16 protein-coding genes and 2 pseudogenes are annotated in these 18,622 nt (G+C 57.6%); 11 read left to right on the top strand and 7 right to left on the bottom strand.

What is annotated here, in order from left to right; genetic code table 11:
• Positions 1-2: 2 nt before the first annotated feature.
• Positions 3-518, top strand: coding sequence for a hypothetical protein (locus AACH55_RS12075; protein ID WP_338719966.1), 516 nt, complete (start codon positions 3-5; stop codon positions 516-518).
• A gap of 376 nt (positions 519-894) precedes the next feature.
• Here the strand turns inward: AACH55_RS12075 and AACH55_RS12070 are convergent, their stop codons facing one another.
• Positions 895-1,023, bottom strand: coding sequence for a hypothetical protein (locus AACH55_RS12070; protein ID WP_338719964.1), 129 nt, complete (start codon positions 1,021-1,023; stop codon positions 895-897).
• A 123-nt stretch (positions 1,024-1,146) separates the two neighbouring features.
• On the opposite strand from AACH55_RS12070, the gene AACH55_RS12065 reads away from it, so the two are divergent.
• Positions 1,147-1,545: a hypothetical protein gene (locus tag AACH55_RS12065; protein ID WP_338719962.1), complete on the top strand. Its 399-nt coding sequence runs from the start codon at positions 1,147-1,149 to the stop codon at positions 1,543-1,545.
• Positions 1,546-1,652: 107 nt separating this feature from the next.
• On the opposite strand, the gene AACH55_RS12060 is transcribed toward AACH55_RS12065, so the two are convergent.
• Positions 1,653-2,534: a DUF2520 domain-containing protein gene (locus AACH55_RS12060; protein ID WP_338714856.1), complete on the bottom strand. Its 882-nt coding sequence runs from the start codon at positions 2,532-2,534 to the stop codon at positions 1,653-1,655.
• Positions 2,531-3,697, bottom strand: a complete 1,167-nt coding sequence (locus AACH55_RS12055) for a branched-chain amino acid ABC transporter substrate-binding protein (protein ID WP_338719960.1) — start codon at positions 3,695-3,697, stop codon at positions 2,531-2,533. The genes AACH55_RS12060 and AACH55_RS12055 overlap by 4 nt, the downstream gene beginning before the upstream one ends.
• A 230-nt stretch (positions 3,698-3,927) precedes the next feature.
• Between AACH55_RS12055 and AACH55_RS12050 the strand changes: the two genes are divergently transcribed.
• Entirely contained in the window at positions 3,928-4,929 is a 1,002-nt protein-coding gene (locus AACH55_RS12050) for an AraC family transcriptional regulator (RefSeq protein WP_338719958.1), read from the top strand.
• On the opposite strand, the gene AACH55_RS12045 is transcribed toward AACH55_RS12050, so the two are convergent.
• Both AACH55_RS12045 and AACH55_RS12040 read right to left on the bottom strand, forming a co-directional pair.
• Complete coding sequence (locus AACH55_RS12045; protein ID WP_338719957.1) at positions 4,902-5,966, bottom strand: branched-chain amino acid aminotransferase; 1,065 nt, start codon at positions 5,964-5,966, stop codon at positions 4,902-4,904. The two genes, AACH55_RS12050 and AACH55_RS12045, sit on opposite strands and share 28 nt — an antisense overlap.
• Before the next feature lie 197 nt (positions 5,967-6,163).
• Positions 6,164-6,394, bottom strand: a pseudogene (locus tag AACH55_RS12040) (cytochrome c family protein); the annotation flags it as partial.
• 3 nt (positions 6,395-6,397) lie between these two features.
• On the opposite strand from AACH55_RS12040, the pseudogene AACH55_RS12035 reads away from it, so the two are divergent.
• Positions 6,398-6,555 (top strand): annotated as a pseudogene (locus AACH55_RS12035) (transposase); the annotation flags it as partial.
• A gap of 325 nt (positions 6,556-6,880) precedes the next feature.
• On the opposite strand, the gene AACH55_RS12030 reads toward AACH55_RS12035, so the two are convergent.
• Complete coding sequence (locus AACH55_RS12030; RefSeq protein ID WP_338719956.1) at positions 6,881-7,774, bottom strand: LysR family transcriptional regulator; 894 nt, start codon at positions 7,772-7,774, stop codon at positions 6,881-6,883.
• Between the two features lie 218 nt (positions 7,775-7,992).
• Here AACH55_RS12030 and dld point away from each other — a divergent pair, with 218 nt between their 5' ends.
• The 6 genes from dld (at position 7,993) to AACH55_RS12000 (ending at position 16,129) form a co-directional block, all read left to right on the top strand.
• Positions 7,993-9,792, top strand: a complete 1,800-nt coding sequence (gene dld / locus AACH55_RS12025) for a D-lactate dehydrogenase (RefSeq protein ID WP_338719955.1) — start codon at positions 7,993-7,995, stop codon at positions 9,790-9,792.
• A gap of 134 nt (positions 9,793-9,926) precedes the next feature.
• The gene (gene budA, locus AACH55_RS12020) at positions 9,927-10,760 is read left to right on the top strand and encodes an acetolactate decarboxylase (RefSeq protein WP_338719954.1); all 834 of its coding nucleotides are present in this window, start codon (positions 9,927-9,929) and stop codon (positions 10,758-10,760) included.
• 14 nt (positions 10,761-10,774) lie between these two features.
• Positions 10,775-12,451 (top strand): acetolactate synthase AlsS, encoded by a 1,677-nt coding sequence (alsS, locus tag AACH55_RS12015; protein WP_338719953.1) that lies wholly within the window; start codon positions 10,775-10,777, stop codon positions 12,449-12,451.
• Between the two features lie 104 nt (positions 12,452-12,555).
• Positions 12,556-12,942 carry a cytochrome d ubiquinol oxidase subunit II gene (locus AACH55_RS12010; protein ID WP_338719951.1) on the top strand — a complete coding sequence of 129 codons (387 nt, stop codon included), beginning with the start codon at positions 12,556-12,558 and terminating at the stop codon, positions 12,940-12,942.
• Positions 12,943-12,949: 7 nt separating this feature from the next.
• Positions 12,950-15,046: an FUSC family protein gene (locus AACH55_RS12005; RefSeq protein WP_338719949.1), complete on the top strand. Its 2,097-nt coding sequence runs from the start codon at positions 12,950-12,952 to the stop codon at positions 15,044-15,046.
• A 429-nt stretch (positions 15,047-15,475) separates the two neighbouring features.
• Entirely contained in the window at positions 15,476-16,129 is a 654-nt protein-coding gene (locus AACH55_RS12000) for a hypothetical protein (RefSeq protein WP_338719947.1), read from the top strand.
• Between the two features lie 60 nt (positions 16,130-16,189).
• Here AACH55_RS12000 and AACH55_RS11995 read toward each other — a convergent pair whose 3' ends face one another.
• Complete coding sequence (locus AACH55_RS11995) at positions 16,190-17,230, bottom strand: DNA-binding protein (RefSeq protein ID WP_338719944.1); 1,041 nt, start codon at positions 17,228-17,230, stop codon at positions 16,190-16,192.
• 170 nt (positions 17,231-17,400) lie between these two features.
• Here AACH55_RS11995 and AACH55_RS11990 point away from each other — a divergent pair, with 170 nt between their 5' ends.
• On the top strand, positions 17,401-18,405 hold the full coding sequence (locus AACH55_RS11990; protein WP_338719942.1) for a site-specific integrase: 1,005 nt from the start codon (positions 17,401-17,403) through the stop codon (positions 18,403-18,405).
• Positions 18,406-18,622 lie beyond the last annotated feature (217 nt).

Here is an 18,622-nt window from a genome sequence, read left to right as displayed (position 1 = left end):
TCGTGACTCTTCGTGCCCGCTTAGAGGAAGAAGTTCGTACCACCCTCTATTCACAATGGGAAACGGCTGCCGGCACTGTGATTCCGACGGCCGATAGGCTCCTTCTGAATGCCAATCACGCTATTTCACTAGCGAGTGCCACCGTGTTGTATGCCGACATTGATGGTTCTACTTCTATGGTAGACCGATACACATGGTGGTTTTCAGCAGAGGTCTATAAGGCATATCTACGGTGCGCTGCTCAAATAATTCGAGATTCCGGGGGGACGATCACCGCTTATGACGGCGACAGAGTCATGGCCATTTTCATCGGCGACTCAAAGAACACCAGCGCAGCTGCCGCGGCGCTAAAAATTAACTCCGCAGTCTTAGACATCATTCGTCCTGCCATTGCAGCACGATATCCTGGGACAGAATTCCAGCTGAACCACGTGATCGGGATTGATACCAGCCCACTCCAAGCTGCACGTATAGAGGGTCGGCCGGGATTCCTGAAGTTTTGGCCAAAAACACGATAAGTCATTGATTGAAAAAGATTTTTCAATGTATTGGCAATGTCCCGTATATTTTCTTTTTGAATCCCCGCGCTGAATCGCCCCCCCCCATTGGAGCCAGTCGAGATAAGGACACATTACCCAGGCCGAGCTGGGGCTGGCGATCGTGCGCGAGATAGATCCCAAGCACCGCGCCACGGCGACTTGAGATGCCTCCCCGCAGGCAGTGGGCTGCGGGTGCGCATCGTGTTTGCGGTTGTGGCAGGCACCACCCTCTCGATGTTGCGTACGGTGTTCCACTTGGGATTTGGTTTCAGTGGCATTGATCGTCGAATTACGACCCAAAGAGGACGTAAATCTTTCTTCGCAACGAATCGTTTCCGCCTAAATGCACGCGGCCCTATCCCGTGACTGGGCGCCCCTGCCCTTGAATTTCGCGCTGCATCAGGATCTTGTCGACCCAGGCAGCCTTGTCACGTTCTGCTTGCTCCGCCTTTCGTTCCGCGGTGACCAACAGATTCTCCAGCATTTCGACTTGCCTTCGGGCAGTCGCTGCCTCAGTCCTGGCCTCGATAAGCGCTTGCTGAACTGTATCAAGCCTACGTTCGGCGTCAGCTTTTGTAAGACCCAAATCCTGTAGCTGGAGGTTTTTTTGATCACGCTCGGAAATAACCTGGTGCAGTTCATTTGGGGCGTGAGCCAAGCCTTTGCGAAGCCGATCAAGTTCGGCCTCCTGGCGCCTATAGGCGGCAATTTCCTGCTCCAGGCGGGCAAGACGCTGCTCAAAAGCTTGCCGTTCTTCGGCGCGTTGCCGTGCAGCCGCTTCCTGGAAGTGCTCAAACTGCGCGCGCGCCTGCGTCAATTGCTGATTCAGGGCATGAACTTCTGTGGCGCGATCAGCCAGCCGCTGGTGGAGTCCGGCGTTCTCAGTCTGTGCCGCAGTGAGGGCGAGCGCCCCAGAATGGAGCTCTTCATGGCTCTTGCTCAGAGACTGCTGGGCCCGGGTGCATTCAGCGGCCAATGCGCTGTGGGCTTGCCGCCGCAGCCGTAAGCTGCCATCAGAACACGGCAAAGACATCATCAGCGAATAGCCCAGGTCCTCCGGGAGCATCGCTAACCAGGCGAGGACTGGACTCTTCTGCAATAAGCTGTGAAGCCTCAGGCCAGGTCACGCAATTCATTAGCGATGGCGGCGTCGATTCGCCCGGCTCCCTCCGCAATGCGGATGCTGCGCAGGTAAAGCGTGCGATAAAACGCCAGATCCTCATCGCCCAATGCGGCCACGGACAGCATTTGTTTCATGACGGTGGCAACATCGCCACGCGATACCGGACCGGGCATGCTTGCCGCGACACCAGCGCTCTCCATCGCAGAAATCGTACCGCGCAGCAGTGGCAGCAGCGCACGCAAGGCGGCTTCTTCCGATGCTCCCCATGAGCGCCAGATCCTGATGGCCTCGTCCAACAGGACGTTGACGTACTGAGATGCATACGCCGCTGCCGCGTGATATCGGCCGCGCGCTCCTGCGGGGATACGGTTTACCTCACATCCAAGCAACTGGGCAATATCCGCCAACCGCGCGCCCAAGGCCTCTCCCGCTTCGATGGTCACCACGCAGCCAGGCAAGGTCCGGGCCGCTGTGAGCGCATCGCCAAAGGTCTGCATCGGATGGAAGCCGCCGATATCCGCACCATCGGCAGCGGCCTTGCCGAGCACCGATATCTCGGTGGCACCGCTGCAATGCACGACGCTACTGCCCGGGCGCCAGGAAAGACCCTCCACGGTCGGCGCTATCAGCGCGTCCGGCGTGGTCACGAAAATGAGGTCGCAGTGATCCGCTACCCCCTGTGCGGTGAGTACGCTGCAAGAGCGCATACGCATGGCCGTCTCGGCGGTCCGCGTTACCGAGCGGCTCGCCAGCGCATGGACATTGCCGCCGTGCGACTCCAGGCTCCAGGCGAGCGCCGTGCCAAGACGGCCCAGTCCTATGATGCCGATCTTGAGACGCCTTGCATCAGCGCGAGTGACAAGCGAGGTCATCGCACGATCCCGATGGGTTCTTTCTTCCCGCCGCGGAACGTTGACAGCGTAAGCGCGCCCTGGAGAATATCGCCCTTCTCATCGAAAGCGATCGGTCCCGTCAGCCCCTTGATCTGTACTTTCGACACCTGCGGGAGATAGATGGCCGGATCCGCGGAGCCTGCCTTCATCATCGCGGCCACCAACACATTGACGGCATCGTAGGCGTTGGCTGCATAGAGTTGCACATCTACCCCATACCTCCGGCGGAACTCGGCCTTCCATTCAAGCATCTTTTTCTCGAATTCACCTTCTACGCCTCCGGCCTCTGCGCAGTAGACGACATCGTCCCCCAGGGCATCGCCTGACAGCTTCGCCATTTCACCAGTACACAGGCCATCGCCGCCAAGGAACTTGAGGTTGATTCCGAGGGCCTTCATCTGCCTGAGCATCGGTCCGCCTACTGCATCCTGGCCACCGAAGAAAATGACGTCGGCATGTGCCGCTTTCAATTTGGTCAGGATGGCATTGAAGTCGGTCGACTTGTCGGTCGTGAATTCGCGACCGACGATGCTTGCGTTGGCGGCTTTAGCCGCCTTCTCAAATTCGTCCGCAACACCTTGACCATAGGCAGTCCGGTCATCAATGATGGCGATCCTGCGGGCCTTGAGCGTGTTCACGGCAAAGCGAGCCATGGCGCCGCCCAACTGGATGTCGTCTGCCACCAGGCGAAACGCTGTCTTGAAACCCTGGCGCGTGTATTTGGGATTGGTCGAGGAGGGCGATATTTCCGGAATGCCGGCCGCACTGTAGATCTTTGATGCGGGAATGGTGACGCCCGAATTGAAGTGGCCCACGACGCCATTGACCTTCATGTCGACGAATTTCTGGGCGATGGCTGTGCCTTGCTTCGGATCACCGGCATCGTCTTCCGATACCATTTCCAGGCGGACCCTGGTCTGCCCGATCACAAGGCCGCTCGCGTTGAGATCATCAATGGCCATCTTCACGCCCAGCTCATTGTCTTTTCCCAGATGCGCTATCGCGCCGCTCAGAGGCGCAGCAGTCGCGATCCGGACCACCGGGATATCGGCAGCCTGTGCGGGCTTTGCGGAATCATTCATCTTGCCACAGGCCATCAGTAACATCGATACGAGCAACACTGCAGTCCACTTTTTGTCCATGACGTTGTTCACCCGATTGAGGTTGATGAAACACCGTGACGCCCACGAACATCGTCACGGCGACTCTGCCGCTCTCTCAGGCCCGTTCCCACTGAATCGCAAATTCGAGATTAAGCGGGAGCAGGCCCTGTGGCAGCGTCAACATTATGGTGAGCAAATCCAGCGCGCCCTTTTACTGAACGGCCGCGTTTTATTGAAAAGTGCCCCGGTCTTCGCTTACCGGTCACCTGATGGCGAACGAGGATCTTTTTCTGGCGCAATTTTTGCTTCAGCCAGAAGACGATGACATCCGTTGGAGCCTGTCTATGTTGCCTTCAAAGTGGAAGCGGTACTCGGACTTTTACCGGGGCTCGGTCTACCAGACCTTCCCGCAAGAGCATCTGAGCAGTCCAGGGAAATTGCGATACGACCTGATCAAGGTGCAGCAGGGGCCGCACAACTTCTCTGACCCGGAAGTACCGGAAACGATTCTCGCCTTACCCTATCGTGTGAAGCAGCGCTGCACCTGGCGCTGGTCGATGGCCGGCCGACGCCACGAGGAAGCGGCCGAGCCCGGACGGCTGCTGGTCGTCCCGTCCGGTGTACAAAGTGAATGGGAAATTGATGGCGAGCGCGAGATTCTGATGCTGGTCATTCCCGATGCGACGGTACAGGCGGTGCTCGGCCAGACGCATGGTCGAAGCATCCGCGAGGCTTTTCGCAGGCTCAGCGAGAACTCATGGGAAGACACGTTCCTGAATGTATTACTACACCGGATGTGGAGTTGCGTCTCGGATGGCGCAGCCGCCAGCCGCCTGCTCAGCGACGGTTTACTGATTTCCGCCCTGTCGCAGCTGATGATCAAGGCCGATGCGCCGCTTGAGGCGGATCCGGCGGTGGCGCTGCCGCGCTGGCGACTCCAGCGGGTGATCAGTTTCGTGGACAACAATATCGACAGGAATCTGAGTCTGGAGGAGCTCGCGGCGGCGGCCGGTTTGAGTCGTCGCCACTTTGCCCGCAGCTTCCGCAGCGAGGTGGGCGAAACGCCGCATCGCTGGCTGATGGAGCGCCGACTTGAAAAAGCCAAGACATTGCTCGCCTCAACGGAGCAATCCCTCATTGATATCGCAATGAGCTGTGGCTTTGCCAGCCAAAGCCACTTCTCTACCGCCATGAAGCAAGCCACGGGCATGAGCCCGTACCACTGGCGCCAGCATCGCCGCGATCAGATCACATCGACACGCCAGCCATAAGGATCCTTGCCTGGCTGGGTATGCAGGCTGGTAATGGCAGCGTGCAGGCGTGCCGTTACTTTTCCGATCCGGCGTGCGCCGACTTCCAGCGTTTGGCCGCGATAGGTCAGTTGACCGATTGGCGATACCACGGCTGCGGTTCCAACGCCCCATATTTCTTCAATGGTGCCGTTGCCAATCCCGGTCATGACGTCGTTGATGTCAATTGGCCGCTCGCTGACCTGCAGTCCCCATTCACGCAGGAGGGCCAGCGCCGTCATGCGTGTGACGCCAGCCAGGATCGAATCGCTGAGGGGCGGGGTGATGATTTCGTTGCCAATTCTCAGCATCACGTTCATGGTGCCGACTTCTTCCAGGAATCTTCGCTCCGTCGAATCCAGCCACAGCACCTGCGTGTAGCCCATCGATTTGGCCTCTTCACTGGCCAGCAGACTAGCGCCATAGTTGGCAGCGGCCTTGGCGGCGCCGATGCCCCCGCGAGCGGCGCGTACATGCTTGTCCGAAACGAGGATGCTGACCGGATTGGCGCCCTCTGCATAGTACGAGCCGACCGGTGACAGGAAAATCATGAAGGTGTATTCGCTGGCCGGGCGTACGCCCATCAGCCCTTCCGTTCCGATCATCGTCTCGCGCACGTAGAGAGCCGTTCCTTTCTGGCGCGGGACCCACCGGCGGTCCAGATCCACCAGCTGAACCATGGCAGCCAACACGCTCTGCGGATCCACTGCGGGCATACACAGCCGGGCCGTCGACTTGTTAATGCGTTCGATATGATCGAGTGGCCGGAACAGGCGGATCACATCGTCGTCGCAGCGGTAAGCTTTGAAACCGTCGAAGATCGATTGCCCATACTGGATGGCAGCACAGGACGGATGCAGGCTGAGCGGGCCAAAAGGAACAATCCTGTGGTTGTACCATCCCAGGCCCTGCTTGTAGTCCATCAGAAACATGTGGTCGGTAAAGTAGGCACCGAAGGTATTTCCCACATCCTCTGGTATCGGCTTGGGGTTCAGGCTGGTCGTGATTGGAAAGGGCATGTCATCCTCAGTCAAACTGTGCAAGGGAGATAGGAATAGCTGCCGGTGCCGGAGAAGCAATCGGAGCCTGTTCACAGTGAGGCATATTAGGGAGGCAGTGCGCCTTTGGCTTTCATAGCCGGGCCCGGCTTTACAGCAGAGAGACATGCTGCGGTGAGGCGCGCCGTCATCTTCGCTTGGACAGGAGCAGGCCGTACTTAAGGATTGAAAGTACGCAGGTAAGCCAGGATGTCATCGATCTGCTTGTCGCTGCCGATGCCCCAGAAGCGCATCTTGTTGCCCGGCACGACCTCGCTGGGCGCCTTGAGGTAGGTACGCAGCTTGTCTTCGGTCCAGATGAAACCGGCCAAGGCCATCGCCGGGGAATACTTGAAATCGCTGGTGAACCCGGCCTTGCGCCCGATCACGTTGGTCAGCTGCGGACCAAAGATAAGTCGAAGATTCGCGCTCGCGTTGAGCATGTATTTGCGGTGGTCAAGCGGTTGAGGGGATTTACGAAGGTACGTTATCGCGGCTTGATGAAGAACGGATGTCGTGCGTTCACCGCTTGGCGTTGGCCAATATTTACCTGGCTCGCAGTCAGCTGATGGGACAGGTGCGTCCAGAATGGGCGCTCTGGAGGGCGAAAATGCCCTCAAAGTTGCCTGTAAGGGCGCAAAAAGTAGAAATCTCCCAGCATTGAAATACGTTGCGCTCTATCTCTCGCACTATCAGCGTAATCGAATGCCAATTCTGCGAAGCCTTAGATGAGGAAGGTAATATCCTGGGTTAGGTTCACGGCATACTCTATTGCGCGGTGGAGAATTTCCCCAATCCGCTGACGGTTCAAAATGCCGTTGAAGATCCGAAGGGACCGAAACACTTACCAAACAAAAAAATTACTGCGCTCTTTTCGGACGAAAGAAGCGTCAAAGTCACTCCATTTGCCGTGCAACGATACGGAGGTTGTCCACAAAATTTCGAACCGTCACGGATTTTTCTCTTGGCTTAACCACGAGCGCTATGGTCGTCTTCAGACTCTTGTTCCTGAGCCTTTGATAAGTCACACCTGTGGCGTGAATTTGTCGAATGGATTCAGGAATCAGCGTTACGCCAAAACCTGCGGCAACCATGTTGACCGTTGACGATAGCTGAGGCGACTCCATTTCCACCTTAGGTGAGAAACTAGCCAATCGGCAGGCGCTGATGATCGAATCATAGAGGTCGGGGCCGATCGGACGGGGAAAGAGAATGAATGAATCGGAAGAGAGCTGCGCGAGTTCGATGCTCCGCAGTCGGCCCAACCGATGGCCGGCCGGCAAGACTGCGATCATCTCTTCTTCGATTAGGGGGACGGTCAACAGCTCCCCACAACTGAGGGGCAACCGGACGATCGCACAGTCCACGTGACCCTCGATGACCTTATCGAGGAGCGCAGTGCTATTGCTTTCTTCCGTCTTGACCAAGACGCCCGGATAGCTTTGGCGAAACCTCCGAAGGGTGGTGGCGACTTGCGGATGAAACACTGTAGACCCGGCGAACCCGATCGAAAGATGGCCGCTTTCTCCTCGCGCCGCTTTCTTCACGTGTTCCAGTGCGTCATGGGCCTCATCCAATACGCGCTTCGCACGTTCCTTGAAGAGGACCCCAGCTTCGGTCAGCTCCACACGGCGTGGATAGCGCATGAAGAGCTTCGTGCCGATTTCCCTTTCCAGTTTGATGATCTGTTGGCTCAACGGCGGCTGCGCAATGCCGAGCCTCTCTGCTGCAACAGTGAAATGCAGGTGCTCTGCAACGGCGAGGAAGTACCGTAGCTGACGGAACTCCATGGGGCTGTCCTCCTAGGATAGGCAATTGACGTCCAATCAATCATACACTTTCGATACGATTTACGTCTTGAAAATGCAATCACGAAGTATTGGATCGAATGGAAGTATGCTCCTAGGATGGCAGCTGTGCAATCCAGCGATCGAATTCTCTGACGCTGGCCGGCGTGTCCTGGCACTCCGGAACGTGTGTCCGATGAACTCAAATCAAGGAGTCTTTCATGTCTGCAGTTCTCGAATGGCCGCCCGCTGCTTCTGTGAAGCCTGGTACCGATCATAGTCATCTTGTCTCTGACCTGGCGTCGATCGTTGGCAAGAAGTATGTGTTGACCGACGAAAGCAAGACCCGTCGCTACCGAACCGGCTTTCGTTTCGGTACGGGCAACGCACTGGCCGTAGTGCGTCCCGGCTCACTGGTCGAGCAATGGCAGGTTCTAAAGGCCTGTGTGGCGGCGAACGTCATCGTGATCTCCCAGGCGTCCAACACGGGCCTGACCGGGGGGTCCACGCCCGACGGGGATGACTATGACCGCGATATCGTCATCGTCAGCACCTCACGCATGAAGAAGATCTATCTAATCGAGGGCGGCAAGCAGGTCATTTGCCTTCCCGGCGCTACGCTCGATCAACTCGAACACGCACTGCTGCCCATTGGGCGCGAACCCCATTCGGTTATCGGCTCAAGCTGCATCGGTGCCTCGGTGTTCGGCGGTATCTGTAACAATTCCGGCGGCGCTCTAGTGCAGCGCGGTCCTGCCTATACCCAGATGTCGGTCTTCGCGCGCGTGGACGAAGCTGGCAACCTGCGCTTGGTGAACCACCTGGGCATTCGCTTCGAAGGTTCCGAGGAAGATGTCCTGGCGCGTCTTGATGCAGGAAAGCTTTCCGACGACGACGTACTGCACGACGCTGGTGCCGGCCACGATCATGACTATGTCGAACACGTGCGTGAGATTGACGAGCCTACGCCTGCCCGTTTCAACGCGGACCCACATCGCCTCTACGAATCCTCGGGATCGGCAGGAAAGGTCATGGTCTTTGCCGTGCGCCTCGATACCTTCCCGATCGAGAAGAACCCAGAAGTGTTCTATATCGGCACCAACAAGACCGAAGAGCTGACCGATATCCGCAGGGAGGTCCTGGGCAAGTTCGAGCACCTGCCCATCTCGGGCGAATACCTCCACCGCGATGCCTTCGAGATCGCCGAGAAGTACGGCAAGGATACTTTCCTGATGATCCATTATCTCGGAACCTCGCGGCTGCCGGGGCTGTTCGCGCTCAAGGCTAAGTTCGACTCAATCTTCGATCGCATTCCTTTCCTGCCGTCGCACTTGACGGATCGCATCATGCAGGCCGCCAGCCATCTCTTCCCGAATCATCTGCCGACACGCATGAAGGACTTTCACAAGAAGTACGAGCATCACTTGCTGCTGAAAGTGACCGCCGAAGGCGCAGACGAAGCGCGTGCCTTTCTGAAGGACTACTTCGCCAAAGCCAGCGGGAGCTTCTTCGAGTGCACGCCGGAAGAGGGCGAAAAAGCATTCCTGCACCGCTTCGCGGCAGCAGGTGCTGCCAATCGCTACCGCGCCGTACACCCGCGGACCGTCGAGAACATCCTGGCGCTGGACATCGCACTGCCACGCAATGAACGGAGCTGGTTCGAGCATCTTCCGCAGGAGATTGAGGAGCCGATGATTCTCAAGCTCTACTACGGCCACTTCCTGTGCCATGTCTTTCATCAAGACTATATCGTAAAGAAAGGCAACGACTGCATGGCTATAGAACACAAGATGTGGAAGCTGCTCGATCGCCGGGGTGCCGAATACCCGGCCGAGCACAACGTCGGCCACCTGTACTACGCCAAACCGGCGTTACGCAAACACTACCTGAAGCTGGATCCGTGCAACTGCTTCAACCCGGGCATCGGCCATACGTCGAAGTTCGCGTTCTACCGGGATTCCGAGAACGCTGAATCGGTGACGCCACCTATCCCGGCACTGGGTGCCCCGCGGAAGCATTAAGCTACCGCTGACTTCGCGGGTAGCTCGAACACCGTAGCCCCCCCTTTGAGAGATAAACCGTAACGCCATCGGCTATGCCAATGGAGGGTGGCTCGCTGCCGCCGTTTTTTTAGCTTTTACCAGGACTTCAGAACATGCCGAACCTCACTCTGGATATTCCAGTTTCCCTGCGATCCGCGCTGGAGCGCGAGACCGAAAGGACCGGAGACAGCGCGTCGTCGATCATGACGGCAGCCCTCGGCCAGTATCTCGGCACACCCATTCACACGCTCTTCCAGGTGTCGACTTCTGGTGCGCTGGTAGCGGGCGTGTATGCCGGCATGGTCGCTGTCGAAACAATTCTGAAGCATGGCGACTTCGGACTCGGCACCTTCGCTGGTCTCGATGGTGAAATGGTGGTGCTCGACGGCGTGGTCTACCAGGTCCGCGGTACAGGCCAAGTTTCCGCGGCGGCACCGAGTGCCGCCGCCCCATTCGCCGTCGTGACTCGATTTTCCGCAGAGCGAGACCTCAGCATCGCCGCCGTATCCACGTTCAGCGAACTCGAAGCGCGATGCGACCTTGAGCGCCAGTCCGACAACATTTTCTACGCGTTACGCGTAGATGGCCGGTTCTCGCGCGTTCGGACACGAGCAGTCAACCCGCCACAGGAAGGCACGCGTCTGGTCGAGGCGTCCAAGCAGCAGACCGAGTTCCACTTCAGCGACGTGGACGGCACTCTCGTGGGTATCTGGTCGCCGGGTTTTTCCAGCGCCTTCAGCGTGCCGGGCCATCACTTCCACTTTCTGTCCAAGGACCGCCGCCAAGGCGGCCATCTTCTCGATTGCGCCTCGGCCGGCCCGCTACGGCTGCGAGTCGAAGCGCTGACCGATTTCCATCTCGCCCTCCCCGAAACCGAGAGTTTCCTCAAGGCCGATCTCGCCCGAGACAGCAGTGAAGAACTCGCCTATGCCGAAAAGGCTAACTAGGAGCTTCCTTCATCATGAACAATTCTTACGATTCGAATACCCAGATTGGCGCGCAACTCGTCGTGCGCATGCTGGAAGCGCAAGGAGTTACCCACGTCTTCGGCATTCCGGGCGCCAAGATCGACGCCGTGTTCAATGCGCTGGTCGATTCGTCGATAGAGACCGTCGTGTGCCGGCATGAGCAGAACGCAGCCTTCATTGCCGGCGGCATTGGCCGCATGACTGGCAAAGCTGGCGTCGCTATTGCCACGTCAGGTCCAGGCGTCTCAAACCTCGTGACGGGGCTTGCCACCGCCAATTCGGAAGGCGATCCGGTCGTAGCACTCGGCGGCGCAGTGGCGACGTCCGAGACGCTCAAGCAGATCCATCAGACGATGGATGCCGTCAACATCCTTAAGCCCGTCACCAAATTTAGTGCGACGGTCGGCGCCTCCGATGCGATCGGCGAGGTAGTCGCCAACGCCTTCCGTGCGGCCGAGTCTGGCCGCCCTGGTGCCGCTTTCGTCAACCTGCCCAAGGACATCATGGCCGCCCCCTGCGCGCACGACGTCTTGCCACTACCGCGCTTTCAAGGGCCGGGCGTGGCCGACAGCGCGGCGATCGCAGAAGCCACGCGGCTGATCAACCAAGCCGACAACCCGGTGGTGTTGCTCGGCATGCTGGCGAGCAGCCCCGCCAACGCTGCTGCCTTGCAAGATTTCATTGGCCGCAACAACTTGCCAGTGGTCGGCACCTTCCAGGCGGCCGGCGCGGTAGGCGCACATCTGTTCGAGAACTTCGGCGGTCGCGTCGGGCAAATGGCCAACCAGCCCGGCGACCGGCTGCTGGATACGGCCGATCTCGTGATCACGGTCGGGTACGACCCGGTGGAATACCCGCCGTCGGACTGGAACGGGTCGAATCCACGCGCGATCATCCATGTCGATGTTCTGCCGGCGGAGCTGGACAACTGCTATCGCCCCCAAGTCGAATTGACGGGGGATATTGCCCAGACGCTCCAGGCGCTCACGCCTCGCCTGCAGCGCGTGGGACGCGCTGCGCTGTCGGTGAGCATGCTCGAAGCCATTCAGGCCGAGCGGCGCCACCTGCGGGACGAATCGGCCCGACGCAGCGGCTTGCCTATCCATCCATTGCGGCTGGTGTACGAGCTTCAGCAACTGCTGAGCACTGATATGACGCTCTGCCTAGACATGGGATCCTTCCATCTCTGGATCGCGCGCTATCTCTACAGCTTCCGGGCGCGCCAGGTTTTGATCACCAACGGCCAGCAGACGCTGGGGGTTGCGCTTCCTTGGGCCATTGCCGCCTCCATCGTGCGGCCTTCCGAGAAGATCCTCTCGATCTCGGGCGATGGGGGTTTCCTGTTCTCATCGATGGAGCTGGAAACGGCTGTGCGGCTGAAGTCGAACCTAGTCCACATGGTGTGGATCGACGGCACATACGACATGGTTGCGGTGCAGGAACAGGCGAAGTACGGCCGCACGTCCGGCATTCAGTTCGGCCCCGTGGATATCGTCAAGTACGCCGAGTCCTTTGGTGCTGTCGGCCTGATGATCCGCATGCCCGATGAGATCGGGCCTGTGCTTCGCAAGGCTTTGGAACTGGGCGGGCCGGTCGTGGTCGGGGTCCACGTCGACTACAACGATAACCACAAGCTCTTCGAAATGCTCAGTGGCGACGGTATCCATTGATGCAGTCCTCGTTTCCATTCTAAGAGGCTGTTGCGAAATTATTTTAAAAGTTGTTTTAACCGGGTCCAGCAAATCAAGGCGCAAGCCAATGACAGGAAGGCTTCGTGGATATCGTTGCGGTGCTATTGATCGGTTTGTTCGTGTATGCGCTTTGGGCCGATTTGGCTGTCATGCAGCGGTGGGCTGACCGTCCTGTCCTGTTCGTGGTTCCGCTGGTCGGCCTGATTGCAACTATCGCGATCGCCATAGGTACACGCCGTGGTGACGACGCTCTGCCGTTCAGGGCGATCGTCGCGCTGTTCGAAATCTCGTTTTGGCCCTACATGATTCCTTTTTCGGTGACGATCAAACAGGCGGCGGCGCCAGCTTCAAGCCTCTCTTTCCTGTTCTGGGGCGCGGGACTGTTCATTTTACCGCTGATGCTGATCTACACCTTTTGCAGCTGCCACTTGTTTAGAGGAAAGGTAGACGGTTCTGCCGGACGCTACTGAGAAAATCATGTCCTTTGGCCTACATAGCATCGAGCTTCTGCTGATCCAGAAACTGCGCGGACTCTCCCGCCAGCGTCCAAGCTGGATGTTGAACATTGCCATCGAGGAAGTGAGCCTTCTCGATGGGTTGCGGGCCGCGTGTGCGTCGACGCTCATGCTGCTGCTGGGCATTCTGCTGGGCAGGCCCGACTTCGCGTGGGCAGCCATCGGTGCGTTTTGGACTTGCCTAGCCGAAAGCCCCGGAACGTCAAGGGAGCGTCTGGCTTCTATGCTGTCATTCTCGACAGCGTCGGCCCTGTGCGGTGGCATCACGGCGTATGCCGCAGCGTTGGGAACCTTGGCGAGCGCCGTAGCGATCTTTGCTTTCGCAACCTTGGCGGGTCTAGTGAGGATGTGGGGAATCGCTTCGTACCAGGTCGCCATTCTTGCAGCGACCACATGTGTCGTGATGGTTGACAGCCCTTTACACGACCTTCATCGGGCAGCGACCTTCATCGGCATTTATTTCGGTGGCTGCCTGTTCGCGACCGCGTTGAGCCTTGCGGCATGGCGAATTCACTATCATTCGCCTAGCCGCTATGCTTTGCGTCTGACGTATTTTCGGCTTTCCGAATTGGCGACAGACGGTGCACGCCTGATCGGGTCAGAGGTAAAGGATATGCAGGCGTGGGCTGTTCATGCTTCCGAGTTGCGAGCACGAACTCGGTCCGCGATCGAAGGGGCACGCCGCGCGCTGAAGAGTTTGCCTAGGCGCTCTGCGGTAAAAAATGGAGAAGTAGATAAAGCGCTTCGCCTCGCACTAGCCGATGCGGAAATGGCGTTTGCAAGTCTGATCGCCGTCGCCCATGTGGAGGAAGAATCACTCCCTACCATCCTCCATACCCTTCGTGCGGCTCGCTGCCTGTCGGCTATTGCCGCGATTCTGCAAGATATCGGACAGCAGATCGGGGATTCAAACGTGGCCCATCCATATACGCTACGTAAACGCCTCTCTCGCTTTTCTCGACGCCTAGAGGCTGCCTTCGGAAATACCTTGGCATTGCCATTCCAGGCTGCACCTTCTGCGGATGGCCTGCCGCAGATCGAACTGGACTGGCTCGATACAGGAACGGCCACTATAAGGCGTTCCCTGCGGATGCTGCGCGATCATTCGTCTATCTACACGCCAAGCGTGCAATTTTCGCTCCGACTCGGTACTGCGGCAACCTTAGTTTTCCTGATTGTTCGGGCGCTGCACTTGCCATTCGGCTACTGGGCCACCATGGCCACGCTGTTGATCCTTCAGCCCTCCGTCGCCACAACCTGGCCACGGAGCGTCGAACGCGGGGTAGGAAGCATCCTGGGTGCCATTCTCGCGATTGCAATCGGCTGCGCCGTCCACACACCGTTAGCGATTTCGCTTGCTGTGTTCCCGTTGATCTGCCTGACGATGGCCTTGCGGCCTGCCAGCTATAGCCTTTATGTGGTTTTCTTGACCCCATCATTCGTCTTGGTGGCGGACTATGCAATGCCCTCCAGCGAGTTGGCCTATGCCATCGCGCGACTGGGAAACAATATTCTGGGCAGTGTGATCGCAGTTCTGGCGACTTATCTGCTATGGCCGAACCGCGAAGCCAAGAACTTGCAGATGGCACTAGTAGATGCGGTCCGGGCAAATCTTGCGTACTTGGCTATCGCTTTGGCGCAACGCTCCGCCCGAAAAGATGAGCACTGCGCGTCACTTCAGCGGCGAGCGGGCCTGGCCAGCAACCGGGCTGAGCATCTCTATAGATTGTCGCGATTGGAAGCGAGGCGGCATGACAAGGCGTTCGTGAAGATGGCAGACGTCTTTCCCTTGTTGCGCCGCATCGCCGGCACCGCAGCGAAGATACAGGCGAGGAAGGTAACACCGGAAGCGACGGTTGAACTTGCCACCTGGGTCGAGGCCGCCGACGACAGCCTTTACTCGTACTTGCGCGGCGAACATCCGTTGATCCAATTGCAACCTTTTCTGATAGATGAAGCGAGCCCTGTCGATGCGGTCGTCATCGAGCAAGTCCATCGCTTGTCGTGCCTACTTGGAGTCGCCACAGAACTCGGGAAAAATCGTACGCTAAGGCTTTGAGGATGGCAGCCGAGATAGGGGCCATGCCGGGATAAGGCCGGAAATGACACACAATCCTGAAAGTGCTTAAGGCTGCCTTCTTTATGCCGTGGGAGCATAAAGAAGGCGCTAAATTGAACACTTATCAACCGGGCATCGGCCGGGATATTTTCTCTTGAATCCTCGCGCTGAATCGGCCCCTCCCCCATAGGGAGCCAGCCGAGATAAGGCAAATTTTCGGATATAAGCGGAAAAGTAATTTGTGAAGGCCTCATTATTGCCATTTGTTATAAAGAGCCTCCGAAAGCGCAAGTAAAAGCTGAGGGTTGGCCGAGTCTTCTTGCGAGCCAGTCAAAATAACGAAAAATTTCGGATGTCCGCGTAAAAGTAACTAAGCCGCTCTATGGATGCTGGGTACGGCGTCCCACTTGGGATTCGGTTTCAAAGGCATTGATCGGCTTGCTTGGCGGCTGCGGCGCCATTTATGCACTTGCGAGCGTAGCTCGCGGGCGCGGGAAGAAGCTTGAAGAGATCCTGGTTGCAAAATGGGGCGGTATGCCAACAACCATCGCGTTGCGGCATCGCGACAAGTTTCTTGATGGTGTCAGCAAGCAGCGCTACCACACTGCCATCACGGCAAAACTGGGCATCGCCATGCCAACGGCAGAAGAAGAATCAGTAAGCCCTGACAAGGCAGACGACATCTACATTGGTGCCACAAAGCGACTTCGTGAACTCACGCGTTCCAACAAGCAGCTCTTGCTGAAAGAGAATATCGCCTACGGATTTCACCGCAATATGCTTGCAATGAAGCCCGTCGGTATATTGTCGTGCCTACTGGGCATCATTTATGGATTGCTGATTGCAAAGATCCTGCATCTAACGCCTCTCCAATTTAATCTAGAGCATCTTGCCGATCCGGGTCTTGCTGCAGGCTTGACACTGCTCATTTCGCTGGCATTGCTTGCTTCGTGGCTGCTGTATTTTGATCACAATGCGGTTAGACGAATGGGGTTCGTCTATGCAGAACGCTTGTTTGAGTGCTTACCGTCTTTGTCTTCTTCAGCTCCAAGAAAAAGAGCCTCAAAATCCACTACGGAGTGAGATTCAATGCTCTTGGGGAGGGTGATGCCGTTGCTTTAAGCTTCGCGTGCGAAACGTCCGCTATTCCGTGACTGGGCGCTCCTGCCCTTGAATTTCGCGCTGCATCAGGATCTTGTCGACCCAGGCAGCCTTGTCACGTTCTGCTTGCTCCGCCTTTCGTTCCGCGGTGACCAACAGATTCCCCAGCATTTCGACTTGCTTGCGGGCAGTCGCTGCCTCAGTCCTGGCCTCGATAAGCGCTTGCTGAACTGTATCGAGCCGACGTTCGGCGTCAGCTTTTGTAACACCCAAATCCTGTAGCTGGAGGTTTTTTTGATCACGCTCGGAAATAACCTGGTGCAGTTCATTTTGGGCGTGAGCCAAGCCTTTGCGAAGCCGATCAAGTTCGGCCGCCTGGTGCGCCAGGCTGGCCTCCTGTTGGCCAAGCAGTGCTTGCTGCGCCTCGTGACGCCTATGTCCGGCGGCAATTTCCTGCTCCAGGCGGCCAAGACGTTGCTCAAAAGCTTGCCGTTCTTCGGCGCGCTGCCGCGCAGTCGCTTCCTGGAAGTGCTCAAACTGCGCGCGCGCCTGCGTCAATTGCTGATTCAAGGCATGAACTTCTGTGGCGCGATCAGCCAGCCGCTGCTGGAGCCCGGCGTTCTCAGTCTGTGCCGCAGTGAGGGCGAGCGCCCCAGACTGAAGCTCTTCGTGGCACTTGCTCAGAGACTGCTGGGCCCGGCTGCACTCGGCGGCCAATGTGCTGTGGGCCTGGCGCAGTTGCGTCTCGCTTGCCAGTGCAGCGTCGCGCTGCTCGCGCATGGCAGTGAGGTCCGCATGGTGGGTTACAGTCATTTCTTCTAATTGCCTAGCAACATCGTCCCGCAGCCGTTGGTAGATGCTTTTGATCGCCTCCACCAGTTCTGCAGGTAAGCCGGTATCTGCGCCGTCGACGCTTTCCTGGTGTTCGGCCTTCCAGCGTTTTAGCATTGGCGCAATCGTACTCTTGCTGCCGGTATCACCCAGCGCCTCACGAACAGTATCAATCGTTGGCGTTTTGCCAGCCTGCGTCAATTGGGCTGCCGCTTTTGCCACCTGAGAGTATAGGATTCCTGCGCGCGCCATTACCGCTCCTCAAATAATGTATCGTAATACGATATACGTAATAATACGTTTAAATGCAATTCAAACCTTTTATGTTTTCGATTGATTATATGTTGCGATAAGTTACCTTATCGCGTGCTATAGTGAAATTCCGACTGCTTTCGCGCACTTACGCCAGTACATTAGCCAAAATGCCCGACAAATTGCTTCGCCCTGATAGTGACTCGACGGCGCTCGCTCTTGATCGCACTTCGATGGGCAGTACGCTTCCTGCGGCTGATTTGGAGTCCGCCCACCGTGACTTCCTTGCCGCAGCCACCTCGGAAAATACCCGCCGAACCTATCGCTCGGCCATTCGCCATTTTCTGGGATGGGGTGGTGTATTGCCCGCCGACGAAAAAGGGATCATTCGGTATTTGCTGGCGCATGCCGGAACACACAACGCCCGCACTCTCGCCTTGCGGTTGACTGCGCTGTCTCAGTGGCACGTGTATCAAGGGTTCCCTGATCCAGCCGGCACCGCCACCGTGCGAAAGACGCTCAAAGGTATCGGTCGTACCTATGGCCGCCCCAAAAAACAGGCCAAGGCCCTGCCTATCGAAGATCTTGAAAAAATCGTCTGTAAGCTGGCCAGCCTGAAAACCATCAAGGCAAAACGCGATATCGCCTTGCTGCAAATGGGTTTTTTTGGCGGATATCGTCGCAGCGAGCTGGCCGCGCTGCAGTTTGCTGATATTGCATGGGAGCCGGACGGTTTGGTCATCACATTGCAACGCTCTAAGACCGACCAACAAGGACAAGGCATCATCAAGGCTATTCCTTACGGCACCGGCACCTGCTGCCCGGCCACAGCACTGCGGACCTGGCTGGACGCAGCTAGCATCGATGGCGGCGCTGTTTTCCGGTCGATTAATAAATGGGAAATGGTCGGTGAGCGAGCCCTCCACCCGGCGAGCATCAATACGATCCTGGCCGACTGTGCAGCATTGGCCGGGCTGAACTATGTCCCAGATCTTTCCAGTCACAGCCTGCGCCGTGGCATGGCGACTAGCGCCTATCGCGCCGGCGCGGATTTCCGAGACATTAAACGGCAAGGCGGCTGGCGACATGACGGCACTGTGCAGGGGTACATCGAGGAGGCCGGCCGTTTTGAAGAGAATGCTGCGCGACACCTACTTCGAAAGCCACCTGCTTGATCCCGTTTCTCGGAGATGCCCTGGAGGTACGACGCTGGCAATCAAGCCGCAAGCTTTCTGCAGACTAGTCTTCTCGTGAAATTCCCAGCAAATGAGCCGCGGCTAGGCGCCCCAGGACCGTGAGCACTGCCAAAAGATAGATGACTAGGCAGAATTTCCACGCGGAACGTTCGTTTAGTCCGAACCAGATAGAACAATAATTTTATTAATAGCTGTA

It is taken from the genome of Herbaspirillum sp. DW155 (assembly GCF_037076565.1).
GTDB lineage: Bacteria > Pseudomonadota > Gammaproteobacteria > Burkholderiales > Burkholderiaceae_D > Herbaspirillum.
This window is presented reverse-complemented; position numbering and strand designations above follow the sequence as displayed.

Bases quoted from the DNA above. Each gene is read 5' to 3' on its own strand.
- dld (WP_338719955.1), top strand. From the start codon at position 7,993: ATGTCTGCAGTTCTCGAATGGCCGCCCGCTGCTTCTGTGAAGCCTGGT.
- alsS (WP_338719953.1), top strand. From the start codon at position 10,775: ATGAACAATTCTTACGATTCGAATACCCAGATTGGCGCGCAACTCGTC.
- budA (WP_338719954.1), top strand. From the start codon at position 9,927: ATGCCGAACCTCACTCTGGATATTCCAGTTTCCCTGCGATCCGCGCTG.
- AACH55_RS11995 (WP_338719944.1), bottom strand. From the start codon at position 17,230: ATGGCGCGCGCAGGAATCCTATACTCTCAGGTGGCAAAAGCGGCAGCC.
- AACH55_RS12070 (WP_338719964.1), bottom strand. From the start codon at position 1,023: ATGCTGGAGAATCTGTTGGTCACCGCGGAACGAAAGGCGGAGCAAGCA.
- AACH55_RS12005 (WP_338719949.1), top strand. From the start codon at position 12,950: ATGTCCTTTGGCCTACATAGCATCGAGCTTCTGCTGATCCAGAAACTG.
- AACH55_RS12055 (WP_338719960.1), bottom strand. From the start codon at position 3,697: ATGGACAAAAAGTGGACTGCAGTGTTGCTCGTATCGATGTTACTGATG.
- AACH55_RS12045 (WP_338719957.1), bottom strand. From the start codon at position 5,966: ATGCCCTTTCCAATCACGACCAGCCTGAACCCCAAGCCGATACCAGAG.
- AACH55_RS12060 (WP_338714856.1), bottom strand. From the start codon at position 2,534: ATGACCTCGCTTGTCACTCGCGCTGATGCAAGGCGTCTCAAGATCGGC.
- AACH55_RS12030 (WP_338719956.1), bottom strand. From the start codon at position 7,774: ATGGAGTTCCGTCAGCTACGGTACTTCCTCGCCGTTGCAGAGCACCTG.
- AACH55_RS12050 (WP_338719958.1), top strand. From the start codon at position 3,928: ATGGCGAACGAGGATCTTTTTCTGGCGCAATTTTTGCTTCAGCCAGAA.
- AACH55_RS11990 (WP_338719942.1), top strand. From the start codon at position 17,401: ATGCCCGACAAATTGCTTCGCCCTGATAGTGACTCGACGGCGCTCGCT.